The organism is Arenimonas alkanexedens (assembly GCF_054781355.1).
Genome location: NZ_BAAGUO010000002.1, coordinates 102006 through 116973 on the forward strand (window position 1 = coordinate 102006; position 14968 = coordinate 116973).

A 14968-nucleotide genomic window follows, 5' to 3' on the forward strand; every position below is an offset into this window, starting at 1 on the left:
ATCACGCGCCCGTCGCGACCGGTCGGTCGCGATCGCTGACCCAGCCGCTCCATGAGGGCGCATAGACCCGAGCGCCCGGCAGTCCGGCATGAGCCATCGCCAGCGCATGGTGGCAGGCCGTGACCCCCGAGCCGCAGGACAGCACCAGCTCGGACGCCGCGCGGCCAGACAGCACGGTGTGGAATTCCGCCGCCAGCATCGGCGCCGGCTTGAAACGACCGTCGGAAAGATTGGCCGTGAACGGACGGTTCAAGGCGCCCGGGATATGGCCGGCTACCGGGTCCAATGGCTCGACTTCGCCGCGGAAACGCTCGGCGGCCCGGGCATCGACCAGCCAGCCCGGCGCCTCGTCCAGCCGCGCCAGGATCTCGTCGGTGCCGACCACTTGCCGTGGATCGAAATCACCGGTGTAGCGACCCGGCGCGCGCGCCGGCAGCAAGGCATCGAGCGGCAGGCCGCGCGCCGTCCAGGCCGCGAGTCCGCCGTCGAGGACCGCCACGCGTTCGTGCCCCAGCAGCCGCAGCAGCCACCAGAACCGGGCGGCGGCCATCGCACCGTCGCCGGCGTCGTAGGCCACCACCTGGTGCTCGGGCGTGATGCCCAGACGCACCAGCAGCGCGCAGAAGTCAGCCGCGTCGGGCAAGGGATGGCGACCCCAGGCCGCCGGCCGGCGATGGTCGCTCAGGTCGCGGTCCAGGTGCGCGTAGCCGGCGCCGGGAAGGTGTGCCTCGCGCCAGGCCTGCTCACCCGCGTCGGCATCGGCCAGGGAAAACCGGCAGTCCACCCGCACGAGGGCCGCGTCGGACGGCGCAGCGGCCAGCGCCTCGGCCGCGACCAGCGTCGTCCAGTTCACTTCGCCTGCTCCAGGCGCTGGCGGAAGTTGACCAGCATCGCCGCGGTTGCACCCCAAATGCGATGACCCCCGTAGTGATATTCGAGCAAGCGACGGGGACGTCCCTGCCACTCCACTTCGGACTCCTGCACGTTGCGCGGGTCGAGCAGGAAACCCAGGGGCACTTCGAAGGCTTCGGCGACTTCGGAAGGATCAAGCAGCGGCTCGTAGGCCGCCGCCACCGTCGCGACCACGGGATAAACATGGAAGCCGGTGATGGTGACGAACGGATCGAGGTAGCCCAGCGGCGAGGACTGCGCGAACGCCAGCCCCACTTCCTCGTTCGCCTCGCGCAGGGCGGCCGCGACCGGGTCGACGTCACTGGGCTCGATGCGGCCACCCGGGAAACTCACCTGCCCGGCGTGCAGCCGAAGCGCCTCGGTGCGGCGGGTCAACAATACCTGCGGGCCGTCGGCGCGCTCGACCAGCGCAACCAGCACGGCGGCCAGGCGCAGCGGCACGTCCAGCGGCAGCAGGTCGGCGAGTTCGGCGTGGTTCCAGCCGGGGCCGGCGGGAGGTTGATCGAGCGGGTGCAGCGCGCGGGGAAGACGTTCGAACGGATCGAACGAGGGACTCACACCCGTTCCGCCTCGCGACGCGGCAGCACGACGTCCATGAGCTGGAGACGCTCGTCGTCGTTCATCTGCGGCCAACGCCCGATCTCGGCGCTGGTGCGGTGGCAGCCTTCGCACAGGCCATGGGCGTCCAGGGAACAAATCCCGACGCAGGGGCTGAGGACGGCGCGGTAAGGCGTTTGCATGATCGGAAACGACGATGCCGCGCCGTAAAACGGCGCGGCATCGAGGCTGGATTACTCGGCGCTGACGAGCTTGATGTCGAACACCAGGGCCTGGCCCGGGCCGACCGGCGAACGCGGATCGTTACCGAAGGCCTTCTCGGAGGGCACGAAGATCTCCCAACGCGAACCGACCGGCATCAGCACCAGCACTTCACGCACGCCTTCGACCGGGAACTCGCCGACCTTGAAGCTGATCGGGGTCGGGTTCTGCTGCGCGTAGGTGTTGAAGAACTCCTGGCCGCTCGAAACCGAACCGCGGTAGTGCATGCGCACCGTGCTGGCCTCGGTCGGCTTGGCACCGGTGCCCGGCTCGATGATGCGGTACTGAAGGCCGCTGGGCAGGGCGGTGACGCCCGGCTTGCTGCGGTTGGCCGCCAGGAAGGCGTCCGACTTGGCCTTGTTGGCATTGGCTGCGGTTTCGAACTCAGCGCGCGCCTTGGCGACGATACGCTGCTGCAGGCCCGCCAGCTGCGCGTCCATCTGCGGCTTCGGGTGGGCGGCTTCCTTCTTGGCAAAGCCGTCCTGGATGGCGCGGATTACGGCGTTGATGTCGACATCCACGCCCTGCTGGGCAAGGTCGCTGCCGAGGTCGTAGCCAATGGCATAGCTAAGGACCGGCTTGTTGACCGGCGCTGGCGCAGGGGCCTGCTGCTGGGCGGGGGCCGGGGCGGTCTGGGCGACGGCAACGCCGGCTCCGAGACCAAGGGCCGCCAGGGAGGCAGCCAACAGACGCAACTTCATCGGGAAATCTCCAGTGGTGGAAACGGGGACGCTGTGGCGACCCATAAGGCCGCGCTAGGATATCCCCCGCACGGCTGAACCGCTACTGACACAGGCCATTGACCTGTCTACGACCCGCGCGGACGCCCCGAGTTCCCCGATCCCCTGTCCTTCCGGAGCCCCCATGACCTTCCGCAACCTTCTCGTCGAGGACGCCGGCGCCGTCCGCCGGATCACCCTCAACCGCCCCGACAAGCTCAATGCCCTCAATCAGGAAACGCTGACCGAACTGCACCAGGCCTTCGCCGCCGCAGAGGCCGAGGCTGGCGTGCGCGTGGTGGTGCTCACCGGCGCGGGCCCCAAAGCCTTCGTAGCCGGCGCCGACATCGCCGAGATGAATGGTCTCAGCCCAGCCCAGGCGCGGGACTTCTCGCGCCACGGCCAGCGCCTGATGAGCCGCATCGAGCAGTTGGGCAAGCCGGTGCTGGCCATGGTCAATGGCTTCGCCCTCGGCGGCGGCCTGGAGCTGGCGATGGCCTGCCACCTGCGCATCGCCGCCGACACCGCCAAGCTCGGCCAGCCCGAGATCAACCTGGGCCTGGTGCCGGGTTTCGGTGGCACCCAGCGCCTGCTGCGGCTGGCGGGTCGCTCCGCGGCCTTGGAGCTGTGCCTGCTGGGCCAGCCAATCGACGCCGCCAGAGCGGCCGCGCTGGGCATCGTGAGCCGCGTGGTGCCGTCCGCCGAGCTTGAGGCCGAGACCCTGAAGCTCGCGAACCAGCTGGCGCAGGCGGCGCCACAGGCGCTGCGCGGCATTCTGGACGCGGTACTGCTCGGCGGCGAAGCATCGCTCGAAACCGGCCTGGAGTTCGAGACCCAGGTGTTCGCCGTCACCTTCAGCACCGAGGACATGAAGGAAGGCACTAGCGCCTTCCTGGCGCGTCGAAGCCCGACCTTCACCGGCCGCTGAGCAAGCCTCTTGGCCGTGCGCCTGCATACCTTCCCCGGCGGCCTGGCGCTGGCCGGCCGCAAGGCCGAGTCCCTGGCGGGCGGTTTGCAGGCCATCGCAGCGCCGCCCGAACTTCGCCTGAGCCTGCAGCAGCACGCCGGCCTGCCGGCCCTGCCCTGCGTGGCGCCGGGCGAACAGGTGGCCCGTGGCCAGCTACTGGCGCGCGCCGACGGGGAGTTCAGCGCCCACCTGCACGCGCCGCTGGCCGGCCACATCGTCAGCATCACGCCAGGCGAGCCGGACGCTCTGCCGGGCCGCCAGGGTCCACACCTCATCCTGCGGCCCGAAGGCCAGGCCCAGGCTGCGCCCTGGCCGGCGCTGGACCCGGTGCTTTCCGCACCCGACACCCTGCGCGAACGCATCCGTGCCGCCGGGCTGGTGGGACTGGGCGGCGCCGGCTTCCCGACCGCGGAAAAGCTGTCGGTGCCACGTGAGCTGCTGGTGCTCAACGGCGCCGAATGCGAGCCCTGGATCGCCTGCGACGACGCCCTGCTGCGCGAGCACGCCGATGAGGTGGTCCGCGGCGGGCGGGTGATCGCCCGCATCGTCAGTGCGACCCAGGTGCTGCTGGCGATCGAAGACAGCATGCCCGAAGCGCTGACCGCGGCTCGCGCCGCCAGCCTGGCGCACGGCGACGGGCAGGTGGAGGTGGTGTCGGTGCCGACGCGTTACCCGGCGGGCGGCGAACGCCAGCTGATCCGCGTGCTGACCGGCCGCGAGGTGCCGCGCGGCGGGCTGCCGCGCGACATCGGCGTGATCGTGCACAACGTCGGCACGGCGCGCGCGGCCTGGCGTGCGGTGGCGCTGGGCGAACCGCTGATTGATCGCATCGTCACCGTCACCGGGCCGGGCGTGGCGCGGCCCGGCAACTTCATCGTTCCCCTGGGCACGCCGATCGAACACTTGGTGGCCGAGGCCGGCGGCTACACCGCCGCCGCGCAGCGCCTGCTGTTGGGCGGCCCGATGATGGGCATGGCGCTGCCGCACGACCAATTCCCGATCGGCAAACCTGACAATTGCGTGCTGGTGCTGGGCGATGCCGACGTGCGCGCCAGCGGTGACGAGATGCCGTGCATCCGCTGCGGCGATTGCGCCAGCGCCTGCCCGGCCCGCCTGCTGCCGCAGCAACTGCTGTGGCAGGTGCGCGCCGACCAGCTGCCCGCCGCGCAGGACCAGGGCCTGTTTGACTGTATCGAATGCGGCTGCTGTGACCTCGCCTGCCCCAGCCATATTCCGCTGACCGCGCACTTCCGCTACGGCAAGGCGCAGCTGCGCAGCCAAGCCGCCGACCTTGTCCGTGCCGACGCCGCGCGCCAGCGCCACGAATCCCGGCTCCAGCGCCTGCAGCGGGAGGCCACCGAGCGCGACCAGCGCCTCGCCGAACGCCGCGCCGACGTCAGCAGCGCCGATGCCGTGGCCGCCGCGCTGGCGCGGGCCCGCGCGCGCCGGGCCGGCCAGGCCGACGGAGACGCCGAAGCATGAAGACGTTTGAAACCGCTGCGGCGCCGCACCTGCCCCCGCGCCGAAGCGTGCGCGAGGTGATGGGCCTGGTGCTGCTGGCGCTGGTACCGGGCACCGTGGCCCATGTCTGGTTCTTCGGCCCGGGCGTGCTGGTGCAGATCCTGCTGGCGGTTGGCTTCGCGCTGGCCTTCGAAGCGGCGATGCTCACGCTGCGCAAGCGCCCGCTGCAGCCCTTCCTGGGCGACCTGAGTGCGCCGCTGACGGCGGTGCTGTTCGCGCTGTCCATGCCCTCGCTGGCGCCCTGGTGGGTAGCGGCTATCGGCATGGTCGCGGCGATTGTTTTCGCCAAGCATTTGTACGGCGGGCTCGGCCACAACCTGTTCAACCCCGCGATGGTGGCGGTGGCGGTGGTGCTGCTGTGCTTCCCGCGCGCGTTCACCCAGTGGCTGCCGCCGGCCGGGCTGGATCCGGCACTGGCGCTGCCGGGCCTGGCCGACACACTGCGCGCCATCCTCACCGGCGAACTGCCGGCGCCCTGGCAATGGGACATGTTGGCCCGGGCGACACCACTGGACTCGATGCGCACGCTGGCCAGCGAAGGCGCCACCCTGGCCGAGATTCGCGCCGACCCGCTATTTGGCGATTTTGGCGGCCGTGGCTGGGAGTGGGTCGCGAACTTCTACGGACTGGGCGGACTGTTCCTGCTGTGGAAGCGGGTGATTCCCTGGCAGGTGCCGGCGGCGACGCTGGGCACGGTCGTGCTGCTGACGCTGCCGTTCTGGCTCTACGATCCGGACCTGCATCCGTTCCCGCTGCAGCACGTGTTCTCGGGTGCGCTGGTGCTGGCGGCGTTCTTCATTGCCACCGACCCGGTCAGCGGCTGCACCACGCCGCGCGGCCGCCTGCTGTTCGGCGCCGGAGTGGCGCTGCTGACCCTGGTGATACGCCGTTGGGGCGGCTTCCCGGATGGCGTTGCCTTCGCGGTGCTGCTGATGAACTGCGCCGCGCCCTGGCTGGATCGCTATTCCCGGCCGCGCATCTTCGGCGAGGGCAAGGCGTCATGAGCGATGCGCCCCTGGAATCGTTCCGCGCCGGCCTTCAGCTGGGCCTGGCCGCGCTGTTGGCCACTGCGCTGCTGGCGGGCACCTACTATCTGACCCGCGACCGTATCCAGGCCGCTGAGCATCGGGCGCAGATGCAGGCGCTTGAAGTGGTATTGCCGGCCGAACGACACGACAACGACCTGCTGGCCGACACGCTGCAGGTGCAGGCCGGCGCCTGGCTGGGCAGCGAGACCACCACCATTTACCGGGCCCGCCTCGCCGGCGAGCCGAGCGCGCTGGTGTTCGAAGTGGTGGCCCCGGATGGCTACGGTGGGCCGATCCGACTGCTGCTGGCGGTCGACCGCGACGGCGTGGTGCTGGGCGTGCGCGCCATCGCACATCAGGAAACCCCCGGCCTGGGCGACGACATCGAGGCTGCGCGCAGCGACTGGATTACCCGCTTCCGCGGTCGCGCGTTGGACGATCCACCGGCGGAAGGCTGGGCGGTACGGAAGGACGGCGGGGATTTCGACCAGTTCGCCGGCGCCACGGTGACGCCGCGCGCGGTGGTGCGCGCCGTGCATCGCGCGCTGGAGTTCGTGCGCCGCCACGGCGACGAGATCCGCGCTGCGGCCACCGGCGATACACTGCGCATCACAACGGCTCCCGACGCCCCGCGCGCAAGATGACCACGCCCCGCGCCATCCTCGAGTACGGCCTGTCCAGCGGCAACACCGGCCTGGTCCAGCTGCTGGGCCTGTGCCCGCTGCTGGCGGTATCCAACAACGCAGTCAATGCCCTGGGCCTGGGCCTGGCGACGGTGCTGGCGCTTACCGTCACCAATGCCGCGGTCGCCAGCGTGCGTCGGCTGACGCGACGCGATGTGCGCATCCCCGCCTTCGTGATGATCATCGCCGCGGTGGTGACCTCGATCGAACTCGCCATGCGCGCCTGGTTGCCCGAACTGCACGCGGTGCTGGGCCTGTTCATCCCCTTGATCGTGACCAACTGCGCGCTGATGGGCCGCGCCGAAGCCTTCGCCTCGCGCAACTCGCCGGGTCTGGCGGCGCTGGATGGCTTCGCCGTCGGCCTGGGTTTCCTGTGGGTGCTGCTGGCGATCGGCGCGATACGCGAGCTGGTAGGCAAAGGCAGCCTGTTCGCGGACGCGGGCCGCCTGCTGGGGCTGCCGGGGCTGGAGCTGGCCGCGCCCGGCTACCCGGGTTTCCTGCTGGCGGTGCTGCCCATCGGCGCCTTCATCGTGCTGGCGACGCTGATCGCGATCCGGCAGGGCTGGCGCCTGCGCCGTGCGGAGCGCGCGCAATGATGAAGGCAGACCAGCGCCACGAGCTGTTCGGGCGCCTGAAAGAGCTCAACCCCAAGCCCACGACCGAACTGGAATACTCGACGCCGTTCGAACTGCTGGTGGCGGTGACGCTGTCGGCACAGGCCACGGATGTCGGCGTCAACAAGGCCACGCGCAAGCTGTTCCCAGTCGCCAATACGCCCGCGACAATCCTGGCCCTGGGCGAAGAAGGCCTGAAGAAATACATCGCGACCATTGGCCTGTTCAACGCCAAGGCCGCCAACGTCATCGCCGCCTGCCGGATGCTGGTGGAACGCCATGGCGGCGAAGTGCCGCGCGACCGGGAATCGCTCGAGGCCCTGCCCGGCGTCGGCCGCAAGACCGCAAACGTGGTGCTGAACACAGCCTTTGGCGAACCCACCATCGCCGTGGACACCCACATTTTCCGCGTTGCCAACCGCACCGGCCTGGCGCCCGGCAAGACCGTGCGGGCGGTGGAGGACAAGCTGGTCAAGGCGGTACCGGCCGAATACCGCCTTGACGCCCACCACTGGCTGATCCTGCATGGGCGCTATGTCTGCAAGGCGCGCAAGCCTGACTGCCCCCAGTGCGTGATCCGGGACCTGTGCCGCTATCGCGACAAGACCCCGGCCTGAGCCCGGATCAGAAGTTGAACTGGGTCCGGATCGCGTACTGCGCGGTTTCGTCGCCGGTGATTTCGTTGTCGCCCTGGGTGTAGTTGAACATCACCCGCAGGTTGGAGTTGATGTAGTAGTTCAGGCCCAGGATCATCGACTCGGCCTCGCGATTGACCAGGTCCTGGTTCTCGATATGGTCGAAGCGCGCCGTCAGTTCCCACAGCCCATCGGCGCCGACCTTGGGCGAACCGAAGACGCCGCTGCCGGCCTTGTAGACCTTCTGGCCGCCGTTGAGCATCCAGCTGCCCTGCACGTAGTAGGTCTCGACGTCCTGGTCCGGGCCGAACGGCTGGCCGAAGCTGGCGTTGGCGTACTCGGACTGGAAGAACAGCGGGCCAAACTGGCCGGCCAGCTCGAGGCCGTAAGCGTCAACCTGGTCACCGCTGGCGCCGGAGGTGCTGGCGATCGCCTGCGAGGGGCCGCGGCGGCCGGCATAGTTGGCCGAGGCCGAGAGGTTGGCCGAACCGGCGTTGGCATTCTCATGGCTGACCCAGCCGCCGAGGTGCAGCGTCTGCGTACCGCTCATGATCGGCGCCCAGGTAGCGCGACCGGAGACGCCCATGCCCTCGTTGCGCGGGCTGGCCGCGCCGCGCAGGTTGAACACCGTGCCGCCGATCGAGTAGTTGCTGCCGGCGACCTGGTAGCCCACGCCCTGCTGGAACTGGCGGCCGCCGAACAGGCCGGTGGCGGAGGCGAAGGGGCGCTCCATCATCAGGATCTCGTTCGAGCTGGTCAGCTCTTCCATGGAACGGTAAGGCTTGAAGTGACCGATGGTCAGCTTGCCCAAGCCAAACTGCCTGGCGATATAGAGATCACGCAGGCCGTCGAGATTGCTACCGGCGGCGAAGTCCTGCTCCATCTTGTAGTCCCAGCCCCAGGCGCTGCCGCCGAGGGTGAGGCGGGCGCGGCGAAACTCGGTGGTACCGGTGGTGGCCGCCAGATCCCGGTCGTAGGCGTAGCCGTCGAAGTGCAGACGCCCGCCGACGCTCATCGAAAAATTGCCGTCGGCCGAGGTGACCTTCAGGCCGCCCTTGGTCTCGACCTTGGGCTGCGTCGCCAGCTGGGTCTTGAGCGCTTCGGCGGTGTCGAGATTGATACCGCTCTGGGCATCGTCACGGGCCTCCAGATCATCGATGCGCGCCATCAACGCGACGACCTGGGAGCGGAGTGCGTTGATTTCCTCGGCACTCGCCGGGCTGGTGGATTGGGCGAAAGCGGTGTCGGTGCTGAGGCCAGTGATCGCGAGGGCGACGGCGGCGGCCAAGGTGGTCAGACGCATGACGGTAACTCCTGGTAGGTAGGGTGCTGTCCGGGTACAGCGCCGTGTTCTACGGCCTCTGTGCCGAACCGTGACGGGGCGTTCGAGCCTGCACAGGCTGCACCCCCTATGTGACGGCTCCTGGTTGTTTCCATGACAGTCCGGTGACGGTCTTGATCGCGATCAGACACCCACTGTCATACGGCTGTCACGTTCGAGCAACAGGCTTGTCACCCAAGCGACCTGTAATGGCCGCCATCGGGGGACCCCCTCCGACGTCGCCCTTTCCCTTCCGAGGAGTTTCCTTCGTGATCATGAATCTCAAGCGCAGCCTGGCCACCCTGGCCCTCGCCGCCGGCCTCTCCACCACGGCCCAAGCCGCCGACATCACGGGTGCCGGCGCGACCTTCGTGTTCCCGGTGATGTCCAAGTGGTCCGCCGACTACAACCAGGCCACCGGCCACCGCATCAATTATCAGTCCATCGGCTCCGGTGGCGGCATCGCCCAGATGAAAGCCGGCACGGTGGACTTCGGCTCCTCCGACGCCCCGCTGAAGCCGGAAGACCTGGCCGCATCGAATCTCGTCCAGTTTCCGCTGGTGATGGGCGGCATCGTCCCGGTGGTCAACGTGGTCGGCGTGCAGCCGGGCCAGATCCGCTTCACCGGCCCGCTGTTGGCCGACATCTACCTGGGCAAGGTCAGCCGCTGGAATGACCCGACCATCGCCGCCGTCAACCCCGGCCTGGTGCTGCCCGACCAGCGCATCACCGTCGTGCATCGCTCGGATGGTTCCGGCACCACCTTCAACTTCGTCAACTACCTGTCCAAGGTCAGCCCGACCTGGCAGACGCAAGTCGGCGAAGGCACTTCGGTGCGCTGGCCGGTCGGCGTTGGTGGCAAGGGTAACGAAGGCGTGACCGCCTACGTCAAGCAGATCAAGGGCGCGATCGGCTATATCGAGCTGTCCTACGCACTCACCAACAAGGTCTCCTACGGCCAGCTGCAGAACGCCGCCGGGAACTTCATCACCCCGTCCGACGCGTCGATTCAGGCCGCCGCGGCGAGCGCCGAGTGGGCCACGTCCAAAGACTTCTACCTGGTCGTGACCAACGCCCCGGGTGAGCAGGCCTGGCCGATCACTGCCACCAACTTCGCGCTGCTGTCGACGAAGCCCAAGAACGTCGAGAACAACCGGCATGCACGCGAGTTCTTCGCATGGGCCTATGCCAACGGCGCCCAGCAGGCCACCGACCTCGGCTACGTGCCGCTGCCGGCCCCGCTGGTCGAACAGATCAAGGCCTACTGGGCCAGCTCGCTGAACTAATCCCGCCGCGCCAGGACGCGCGCGCCGAAACCGGCGCGCGCGTTCTTCTAACGAAAGCCGCCGCGCCCCACCTACGAGAACGCCGCGAATGACCGTTGCCACCGTCCCCGCCACACCCTCCCCGCCCTCGCGCTTCCTGGACGGCGCCGGTGACTGGATTTTCCGGAACATCGTCGCCGTCGCCGGCTGGTTCGTCCTGACCACGCTGGCGCTGGCGGCGCTCTCGATGTACTGGGGCGGCCGCGAGGCCTTCGGCGAGTTCGGCTGGGGCTTCCTGGTCTCCACCGAATGGAACCCGGTAACCGAGCAGTACGGCGCGCTGGTGGCGATCTACGGCACCCTGGTCACCACCACCATCGCGATGATCATCGCCGTGCCGGTGAGCTTCGGCATTGCCCTGTTTCTCACCGAGGTCGCGCCGGCCTGGATCCGGCAGCCGCTCGGGGCCGCCATCGAACTGTTGGCGGGCATCCCCTCGATCATCTACGGCATGTGGGGTCTGTTCGTACTCGCGCCGATCCTGGGAAACCACGTCTACCCCTGGCTGGACGAAAACATCGGCCCGCTGCCCGTTCTGGGCCTGCTGTTCTCGGGTCCCCCGCTGGGCATCGGCATGCTCACCGCCGGCATCGTGCTGGCGATCATGGTCATTCCCTTCATTTCCTCGGTGATGCGCGAAGTGTTCCTGACCGTACCGACCCGACTGAAGGAGTCGGCCTACGCGCTCGGCTCCACCACCACCGAGGTGGTCTGGGACGTCGTACTGCCCTACACCCGCTCGGCGGTCATCGGCGGCATCTTCCTGGGCATGGGCCGCGCGCTGGGCGAGACCATGGCCGTCACCTTCGTGCTGGGCAACGCGCACCGCATATCGGCCTCGCTGCTGGAGCCGGGCAACTCGATCGCCGCGTCGATCGCCAACGAATTCGCCGAGGCCACCACCTCGATGTACCAGTCGGCGCTGCTTGCGCTGGGCTTCCTGCTGTTCGCGGTCACCTTCATCGTCCTCACCCTCGCCAAGCTGATGCTCATGCAGCTCAAGAAAAGGGAGGGCAACTGATGGGCATCGTCGCCGACCGTATGTTCCTGCGTCGCCGCATCGTCAACGGCCTTTCCCTGGTGCTGTCCGGACTGGCCGCGCTGTTCGGACTGTTCTGGCTGGTCTGGATCCTGTGGACCACCTTCAGCAAGGGCGTCGACGCGATGAGCCTGCAGCTGTTCACCGAAATGACGCCGCCTCCGGGCCAGGCCACCGGTGGCCTGCTCAACGCGATCGCCGGCAGCCTGCTGATCAGCGGACTGGCGGTACTGCTGGGCGCACCCATCGGCGTGGCCGCGGGCACCTACCTGGCCGAGTACGTCAACCATCGCAAGCTGGGTGAAGTGATTCGATTCGTCAACGACATCCTGCTGTCGGCGCCGTCGATCGTGTTGGGCCTGTTCGTCTACACCGTGGTGGTGCGAACCACGGGCGGATTCTCCGGCTTCGCCGGCGCCATCGCCCTGGCTTTCATCGTGCTGCCGGTCGTGGTGCGCACCACCGACGAGATGCTGCGCCTGGTGCCCATCCAGATGCGCGAGGCCGCGCTTTCACTGGGCATACCGCAGTGGAAGGTCACTACCCAGATCTTGTACCGCGCCGCCGCGCCGGGCATCGTCACCGGCATCTTGCTGGCGCTGGCGCGCATCAGCGGCGAAACCGCCCCGCTGCTGTTCACCGCCTTCAACAACCAGTACTGGAGCACCGACATGACCGGCGCAGTGGCCAACCTGCCCGTCACCATCTTCCAGTTCGCGCTAAGCCCCTTCGAGTACTGGAACCAGCTGGCCTGGGCCGGCGCCTTCCTGATTACGGTGTTCGTGCTGCTGGTCAGCATCACCGCCCGCTATTTCCTGCTGCGCAAGAAGATGAGCCATGACTGACGTTTCGATCGCCTTCAACACGGCCGTGAAGGTCGCCGACGAGCTGGCGCCGCGCGCGGCCAAACTCGAAGCCCGCAATCTTGCCTTCCACTACGGCGACTTCGCGGCGCTGCGCGACATCAACCTGGTGGTGCCTGAAAAGCGCGTCACCGCGCTGATTGGCCCCTCGGGCTGCGGCAAGTCCACCCTGCTCCGCGTCTTCAACCGCATCTACTCGATCTACCCGGGCCAGAGGGCCAGTGGCGAAGTGATGCTGGAAGGCGAGAACATCCTCGACGCCCGGTACCCGCTGAACAAGCTTCGCAGCAAGGTCGGCATGGTGTTCCAGAAGCCGGTGCCGTTCCCGATGTCCATCTACGACAACATCGCGTACGGCATCGGCCACTACGAGAAGCTGTCGAAGCCGGACATGGCCATTCGCGTGGAAGAAGCCCTGCGCCAGGCGGCGCTGTGGGATGAAGTGAAGGACAAGCTAAAGCAGAACGCGCTGGGCCTGTCAGGTGGCCAGCAGCAGCGGCTGTGCATCGCCCGCGCGGTGGCGCTGAAGCCCGAGGTGATCTTGTTCGACGAACCGACCTCGGCGCTGGATCCGATCGCCACCGGAAAAATCGAGCAGCTGATCTCCGAACTCAAGCAGCAGTTCACCCTTCTGATCGTCACCCACAACATGCAGCAGGCGGCGCGCTGTTCGGACTTCACCGCCTTCATGTACCTGGGTGAGCTGATCGAGCACGGCGTCACCTCGGACATCTTCACCAAGCCCACCAAGCAGCAGACCGAAGACTACATCACCGGCCGTTTCGGCTAAGGACAGGACACCGCCATGAACGACCATATCGTCAAGAGCTACGACAGCGAGCTCAAGCGCCTGGATGGCGAGATCAAACACATGGGCGAGCTCGCCATCGCCCAGTTGGATGCCGCGGTGGACGTATTCAAGCGCCGCGACAGCCAGGCCGCGATGCGCGTGGTGGCCAACGACGAGGCCATCGACGCGCTTGAGCACGAGGTCAGCCACGACGTGCTGCGCCTGCTGGCGCTGCGCCAGCCGATGGCGCGAGATCTGCGCGAGGTATACGCCGCGTTGCGCATCTCGGCCGACATCGAGCGCATCGGTGACTACGCCGCCAACGTCGCCAAACGCAGCGCCGTGCTCAACCAGACCGCGCCGGTCCCGGCCGGCCGCGGCTTGCCGGCCTTGGCGAGGCTGGCCAACGACCTGGTCCGCGAGGCTCTGTCGGCCTACACGGCCCGCGACGCCGACCGCGCATTGACCGTGCGCGCCCGCGATGCCGAGCTGGACGTCGAGTACACCGGCCTGTTCCGCGAACTGCTGACCTACATGGCCGAGGATCCCCGCCAGATCACGGCCTGCACCCATCTGCTGTTCATGGCCAAGAACATCGAGCGGATCGGCGATCACGCCACCAACATCGCCGAGAACACCTGGTTCCTGGTCCATGGCGAACACCCGCAAGGCGAGCGCGAGAAGCGCGACACCACCGCCCAGTAAGCAAGGGACCGCCAAGCTCGACATAATGACGGCCATGGCGAAGCCCTCTCCCAACCCTGGCCGCAGCGCCCCTGAGCCGCTCTGGCGCGCCGTTCGGCGGCGCTCGCGGGCGATTCTGGCGCGACTGGAAGACAGTCTTCCGGCGGAGGCGGCCAGGCGATTCGTCGAGATCGACCTGCTCACCCATGCCGCGTCGCTGTCCTTCTACACGATGCTGTCGCTGGCGCCCCTGCTGGTGCTGGTGCTTTGGCTGACGGCGTCCCTCTATCCCTCGGCGCAGTCGGCCCTGATGGAGCAGATCGGCGTGATGGGTGGCGAAAGCGCGCGTGAAGTGGCCCGCACCGTGGTGGCCAATGCCGAGTCGCGGCCGGATATCGGCTCGCTGGCGGGCTGGTGGAGCACGCTGCTGCTGTTCGTAGGTGCCACCGCTGTGTTCGCCCGGCTGCAGGCGACGCTCAACAGAATCTTCCAGACCGACGCCCACCAACTGGGCGGGGGCGTGACGGTCTGGCTGCGCAAGCGGATTTTTTCCTTCGGGGTCGTGTTCGCCCTGGGCTTTCTGCTGCTGGTTTCGATGCTGCTGGCGACAGTGCTGCAGGTAGCGTTGGCCAGCCTGCCGTCGCTGCTGCCGATACTGGCGAACGCGGTGACGGCCCTGATGTACGCGCTGGTTTTCACCTTGCTGTACCACTACCTGCCCGACCGCCGGGTGCGCTGGCGCCGCGCGCTGCTCGGCGGCGTCATCACCGCGGCGCTGTTCGTGGCCGGGCGATGGGCCATCGGCCTCTACCTGGCCCAGGCGGCTCCCGGTAGCGCCTATGGCTCTTTCGGCACCCTGGTGCTTTTGCTGGTCTGGATGTACTACGCCGCGCTGGTGTTCTTCGTGGGCGCGCTGATCACGGCGGTACTGGACGAGCGGCTCCGGGCCCGCGGTGCGGGGCCCCGCGCCGAACCCGGCTAGCCCGGCCCGGCCTCCCCCCAATTTCACGCGCCGCGGGGTTAGAATGGCGGCGCTCAATGCGTGGTG

General features: G+C 68.3%; 15 protein-coding genes and 1 pseudogene. 12 read left to right on the top strand and 4 right to left on the bottom strand.

Features of this window, described 5'->3' with window-relative positions:
- Position 1: 1 nt before the first annotated feature.
- The 3 genes and pseudogenes from ACYVGY_RS04990 to ACYVGY_RS05000 all read right to left on the bottom strand — a co-directional run bounded on the left by ACYVGY_RS04990 (position 2) and on the right by ACYVGY_RS05000 (position 2432).
- A complete protein-coding gene (locus tag ACYVGY_RS04990; protein ID WP_460456367.1) occupies positions 2-853 on the bottom strand; it encodes a sulfurtransferase in 852 nt (283 codons plus the stop codon).
- A pseudogene (locus ACYVGY_RS04995) lies at positions 850-1652 on the bottom strand (NUDIX hydrolase). Before ACYVGY_RS04995 ends, ACYVGY_RS04990 begins: the two are co-directional and overlap by 4 nt.
- Positions 1653-1703: 51 nt before the next feature.
- Positions 1704-2432 (bottom strand): FKBP-type peptidyl-prolyl cis-trans isomerase N-terminal domain-containing protein, encoded by a 729-nt coding sequence (locus ACYVGY_RS05000; RefSeq protein WP_460456368.1) that lies wholly within the window; start codon positions 2430-2432, stop codon positions 1704-1706.
- A 163-nt stretch (positions 2433-2595) separates the two neighbouring features.
- Here ACYVGY_RS05000 and ACYVGY_RS05005 point away from each other — a divergent pair, with 163 nt between their 5' ends.
- Genes ACYVGY_RS05005 through nth form a run of 6 tightly spaced genes read left to right on the top strand, consistent with a single transcriptional unit; the run spans position 2596 to position 7880 of the window.
- Positions 2596-3378, top strand: coding sequence for an enoyl-CoA hydratase/isomerase family protein (locus ACYVGY_RS05005; RefSeq protein WP_460456369.1), 783 nt, complete (start codon positions 2596-2598; stop codon positions 3376-3378).
- Between the two features lie 15 nt (positions 3379-3393).
- Entirely contained in the window at positions 3394-4899 is a 1506-nt protein-coding gene (gene rsxC, locus ACYVGY_RS05010) for an electron transport complex subunit RsxC (protein ID WP_460456370.1), read from the top strand.
- Positions 4896-5942, top strand: coding sequence for an RnfABCDGE type electron transport complex subunit D (locus tag ACYVGY_RS05015; RefSeq protein ID WP_460456371.1), 1047 nt, complete (start codon positions 4896-4898; stop codon positions 5940-5942). The genes rsxC and ACYVGY_RS05015 overlap by 4 nt, the downstream gene beginning before the upstream one ends.
- Positions 5939-6610, top strand: a complete 672-nt coding sequence (gene rsxG, locus ACYVGY_RS05020) for an electron transport complex subunit RsxG (protein WP_460456372.1) — start codon at positions 5939-5941, stop codon at positions 6608-6610. The genes ACYVGY_RS05015 and rsxG overlap by 4 nt, the downstream gene beginning before the upstream one ends.
- Complete coding sequence (locus tag ACYVGY_RS05025) at positions 6607-7245, top strand: electron transport complex subunit E (protein ID WP_460456373.1); 639 nt, start codon at positions 6607-6609, stop codon at positions 7243-7245. Before rsxG ends, ACYVGY_RS05025 begins: the two co-directional genes overlap by 4 nt.
- Complete coding sequence (gene nth / locus ACYVGY_RS05030; protein WP_460456374.1) at positions 7242-7880, top strand: endonuclease III; 639 nt, start codon at positions 7242-7244, stop codon at positions 7878-7880. The genes ACYVGY_RS05025 and nth overlap by 4 nt, the downstream gene beginning before the upstream one ends.
- Positions 7881-7887: 7 nt before the next feature.
- Here nth and ACYVGY_RS05035 read toward each other — a convergent pair whose 3' ends face one another.
- Complete coding sequence (locus ACYVGY_RS05035; protein ID WP_460456375.1) at positions 7888-9201, bottom strand: OprO/OprP family phosphate-selective porin; 1314 nt, start codon at positions 9199-9201, stop codon at positions 7888-7890.
- Between the two features lie 287 nt (positions 9202-9488).
- On the opposite strand from ACYVGY_RS05035, the gene pstS reads away from it, so the two are divergent.
- The 6 genes from pstS (at position 9489) to ACYVGY_RS05065 (ending at position 14902) form a co-directional block, all read left to right on the top strand.
- A complete protein-coding gene (gene pstS / locus ACYVGY_RS05040; protein ID WP_460456376.1) occupies positions 9489-10505 on the top strand; it encodes a phosphate ABC transporter substrate-binding protein PstS in 1017 nt (338 codons plus the stop codon).
- An 88-nt stretch (positions 10506-10593) separates the two neighbouring features.
- Positions 10594-11565, top strand: a complete 972-nt coding sequence (gene pstC, locus ACYVGY_RS05045) for a phosphate ABC transporter permease subunit PstC (protein WP_460456377.1) — start codon at positions 10594-10596, stop codon at positions 11563-11565.
- Positions 11565-12428: a phosphate ABC transporter permease PstA gene (gene pstA, locus ACYVGY_RS05050; protein WP_460456378.1), complete on the top strand. Its 864-nt coding sequence runs from the start codon at positions 11565-11567 to the stop codon at positions 12426-12428. The genes pstC and pstA overlap by 1 nt, the downstream gene beginning before the upstream one ends.
- Positions 12421-13236, top strand: coding sequence for a phosphate ABC transporter ATP-binding protein PstB (gene pstB, locus ACYVGY_RS05055; protein ID WP_460456379.1), 816 nt, complete (start codon positions 12421-12423; stop codon positions 13234-13236). The genes pstA and pstB overlap by 8 nt, the downstream gene beginning before the upstream one ends.
- Before the next feature lie 15 nt (positions 13237-13251).
- Positions 13252-13941 (top strand): phosphate signaling complex protein PhoU, encoded by a 690-nt coding sequence (phoU, locus tag ACYVGY_RS05060; protein ID WP_460456380.1) that lies wholly within the window; start codon positions 13252-13254, stop codon positions 13939-13941.
- A gap of 34 nt (positions 13942-13975) precedes the next feature.
- On the top strand, positions 13976-14902 hold the full coding sequence (locus ACYVGY_RS05065; RefSeq protein WP_460456381.1) for a YihY/virulence factor BrkB family protein: 927 nt from the start codon (positions 13976-13978) through the stop codon (positions 14900-14902).
- Positions 14903-14968 lie beyond the last annotated feature (66 nt).

Coding starts and splice junctions, on each gene's coding strand:
- nth (WP_460456374.1), top strand. CDS start 7,242: ATGATGAAGGCAGACCAGCGCCACGAGCTGTTCGGGCGCCTGAAAGAG.
- ACYVGY_RS05015 (WP_460456371.1), top strand. CDS start 4,896: ATGAAGACGTTTGAAACCGCTGCGGCGCCGCACCTGCCCCCGCGCCGA.
- pstB (WP_460456379.1), top strand. CDS start 12,421: ATGACTGACGTTTCGATCGCCTTCAACACGGCCGTGAAGGTCGCCGAC.
- pstA (WP_460456378.1), top strand. CDS start 11,565: ATGGGCATCGTCGCCGACCGTATGTTCCTGCGTCGCCGCATCGTCAAC.
- rsxG (WP_460456372.1), top strand. CDS start 5,939: ATGAGCGATGCGCCCCTGGAATCGTTCCGCGCCGGCCTTCAGCTGGGC.
- ACYVGY_RS05035 (WP_460456375.1), bottom strand. CDS start 9,201: ATGCGTCTGACCACCTTGGCCGCCGCCGTCGCCCTCGCGATCACTGGC.
- ACYVGY_RS05000 (WP_460456368.1), bottom strand. CDS start 2,432: ATGAAGTTGCGTCTGTTGGCTGCCTCCCTGGCGGCCCTTGGTCTCGGA.
- ACYVGY_RS05005 (WP_460456369.1), top strand. CDS start 2,596: ATGACCTTCCGCAACCTTCTCGTCGAGGACGCCGGCGCCGTCCGCCGG.
- phoU (WP_460456380.1), top strand. CDS start 13,252: ATGAACGACCATATCGTCAAGAGCTACGACAGCGAGCTCAAGCGCCTG.
- ACYVGY_RS05025 (WP_460456373.1), top strand. CDS start 6,607: ATGACCACGCCCCGCGCCATCCTCGAGTACGGCCTGTCCAGCGGCAAC.
- pstC (WP_460456377.1), top strand. CDS start 10,594: ATGACCGTTGCCACCGTCCCCGCCACACCCTCCCCGCCCTCGCGCTTC.
- ACYVGY_RS05065 (WP_460456381.1), top strand. CDS start 13,976: ATGGCGAAGCCCTCTCCCAACCCTGGCCGCAGCGCCCCTGAGCCGCTC.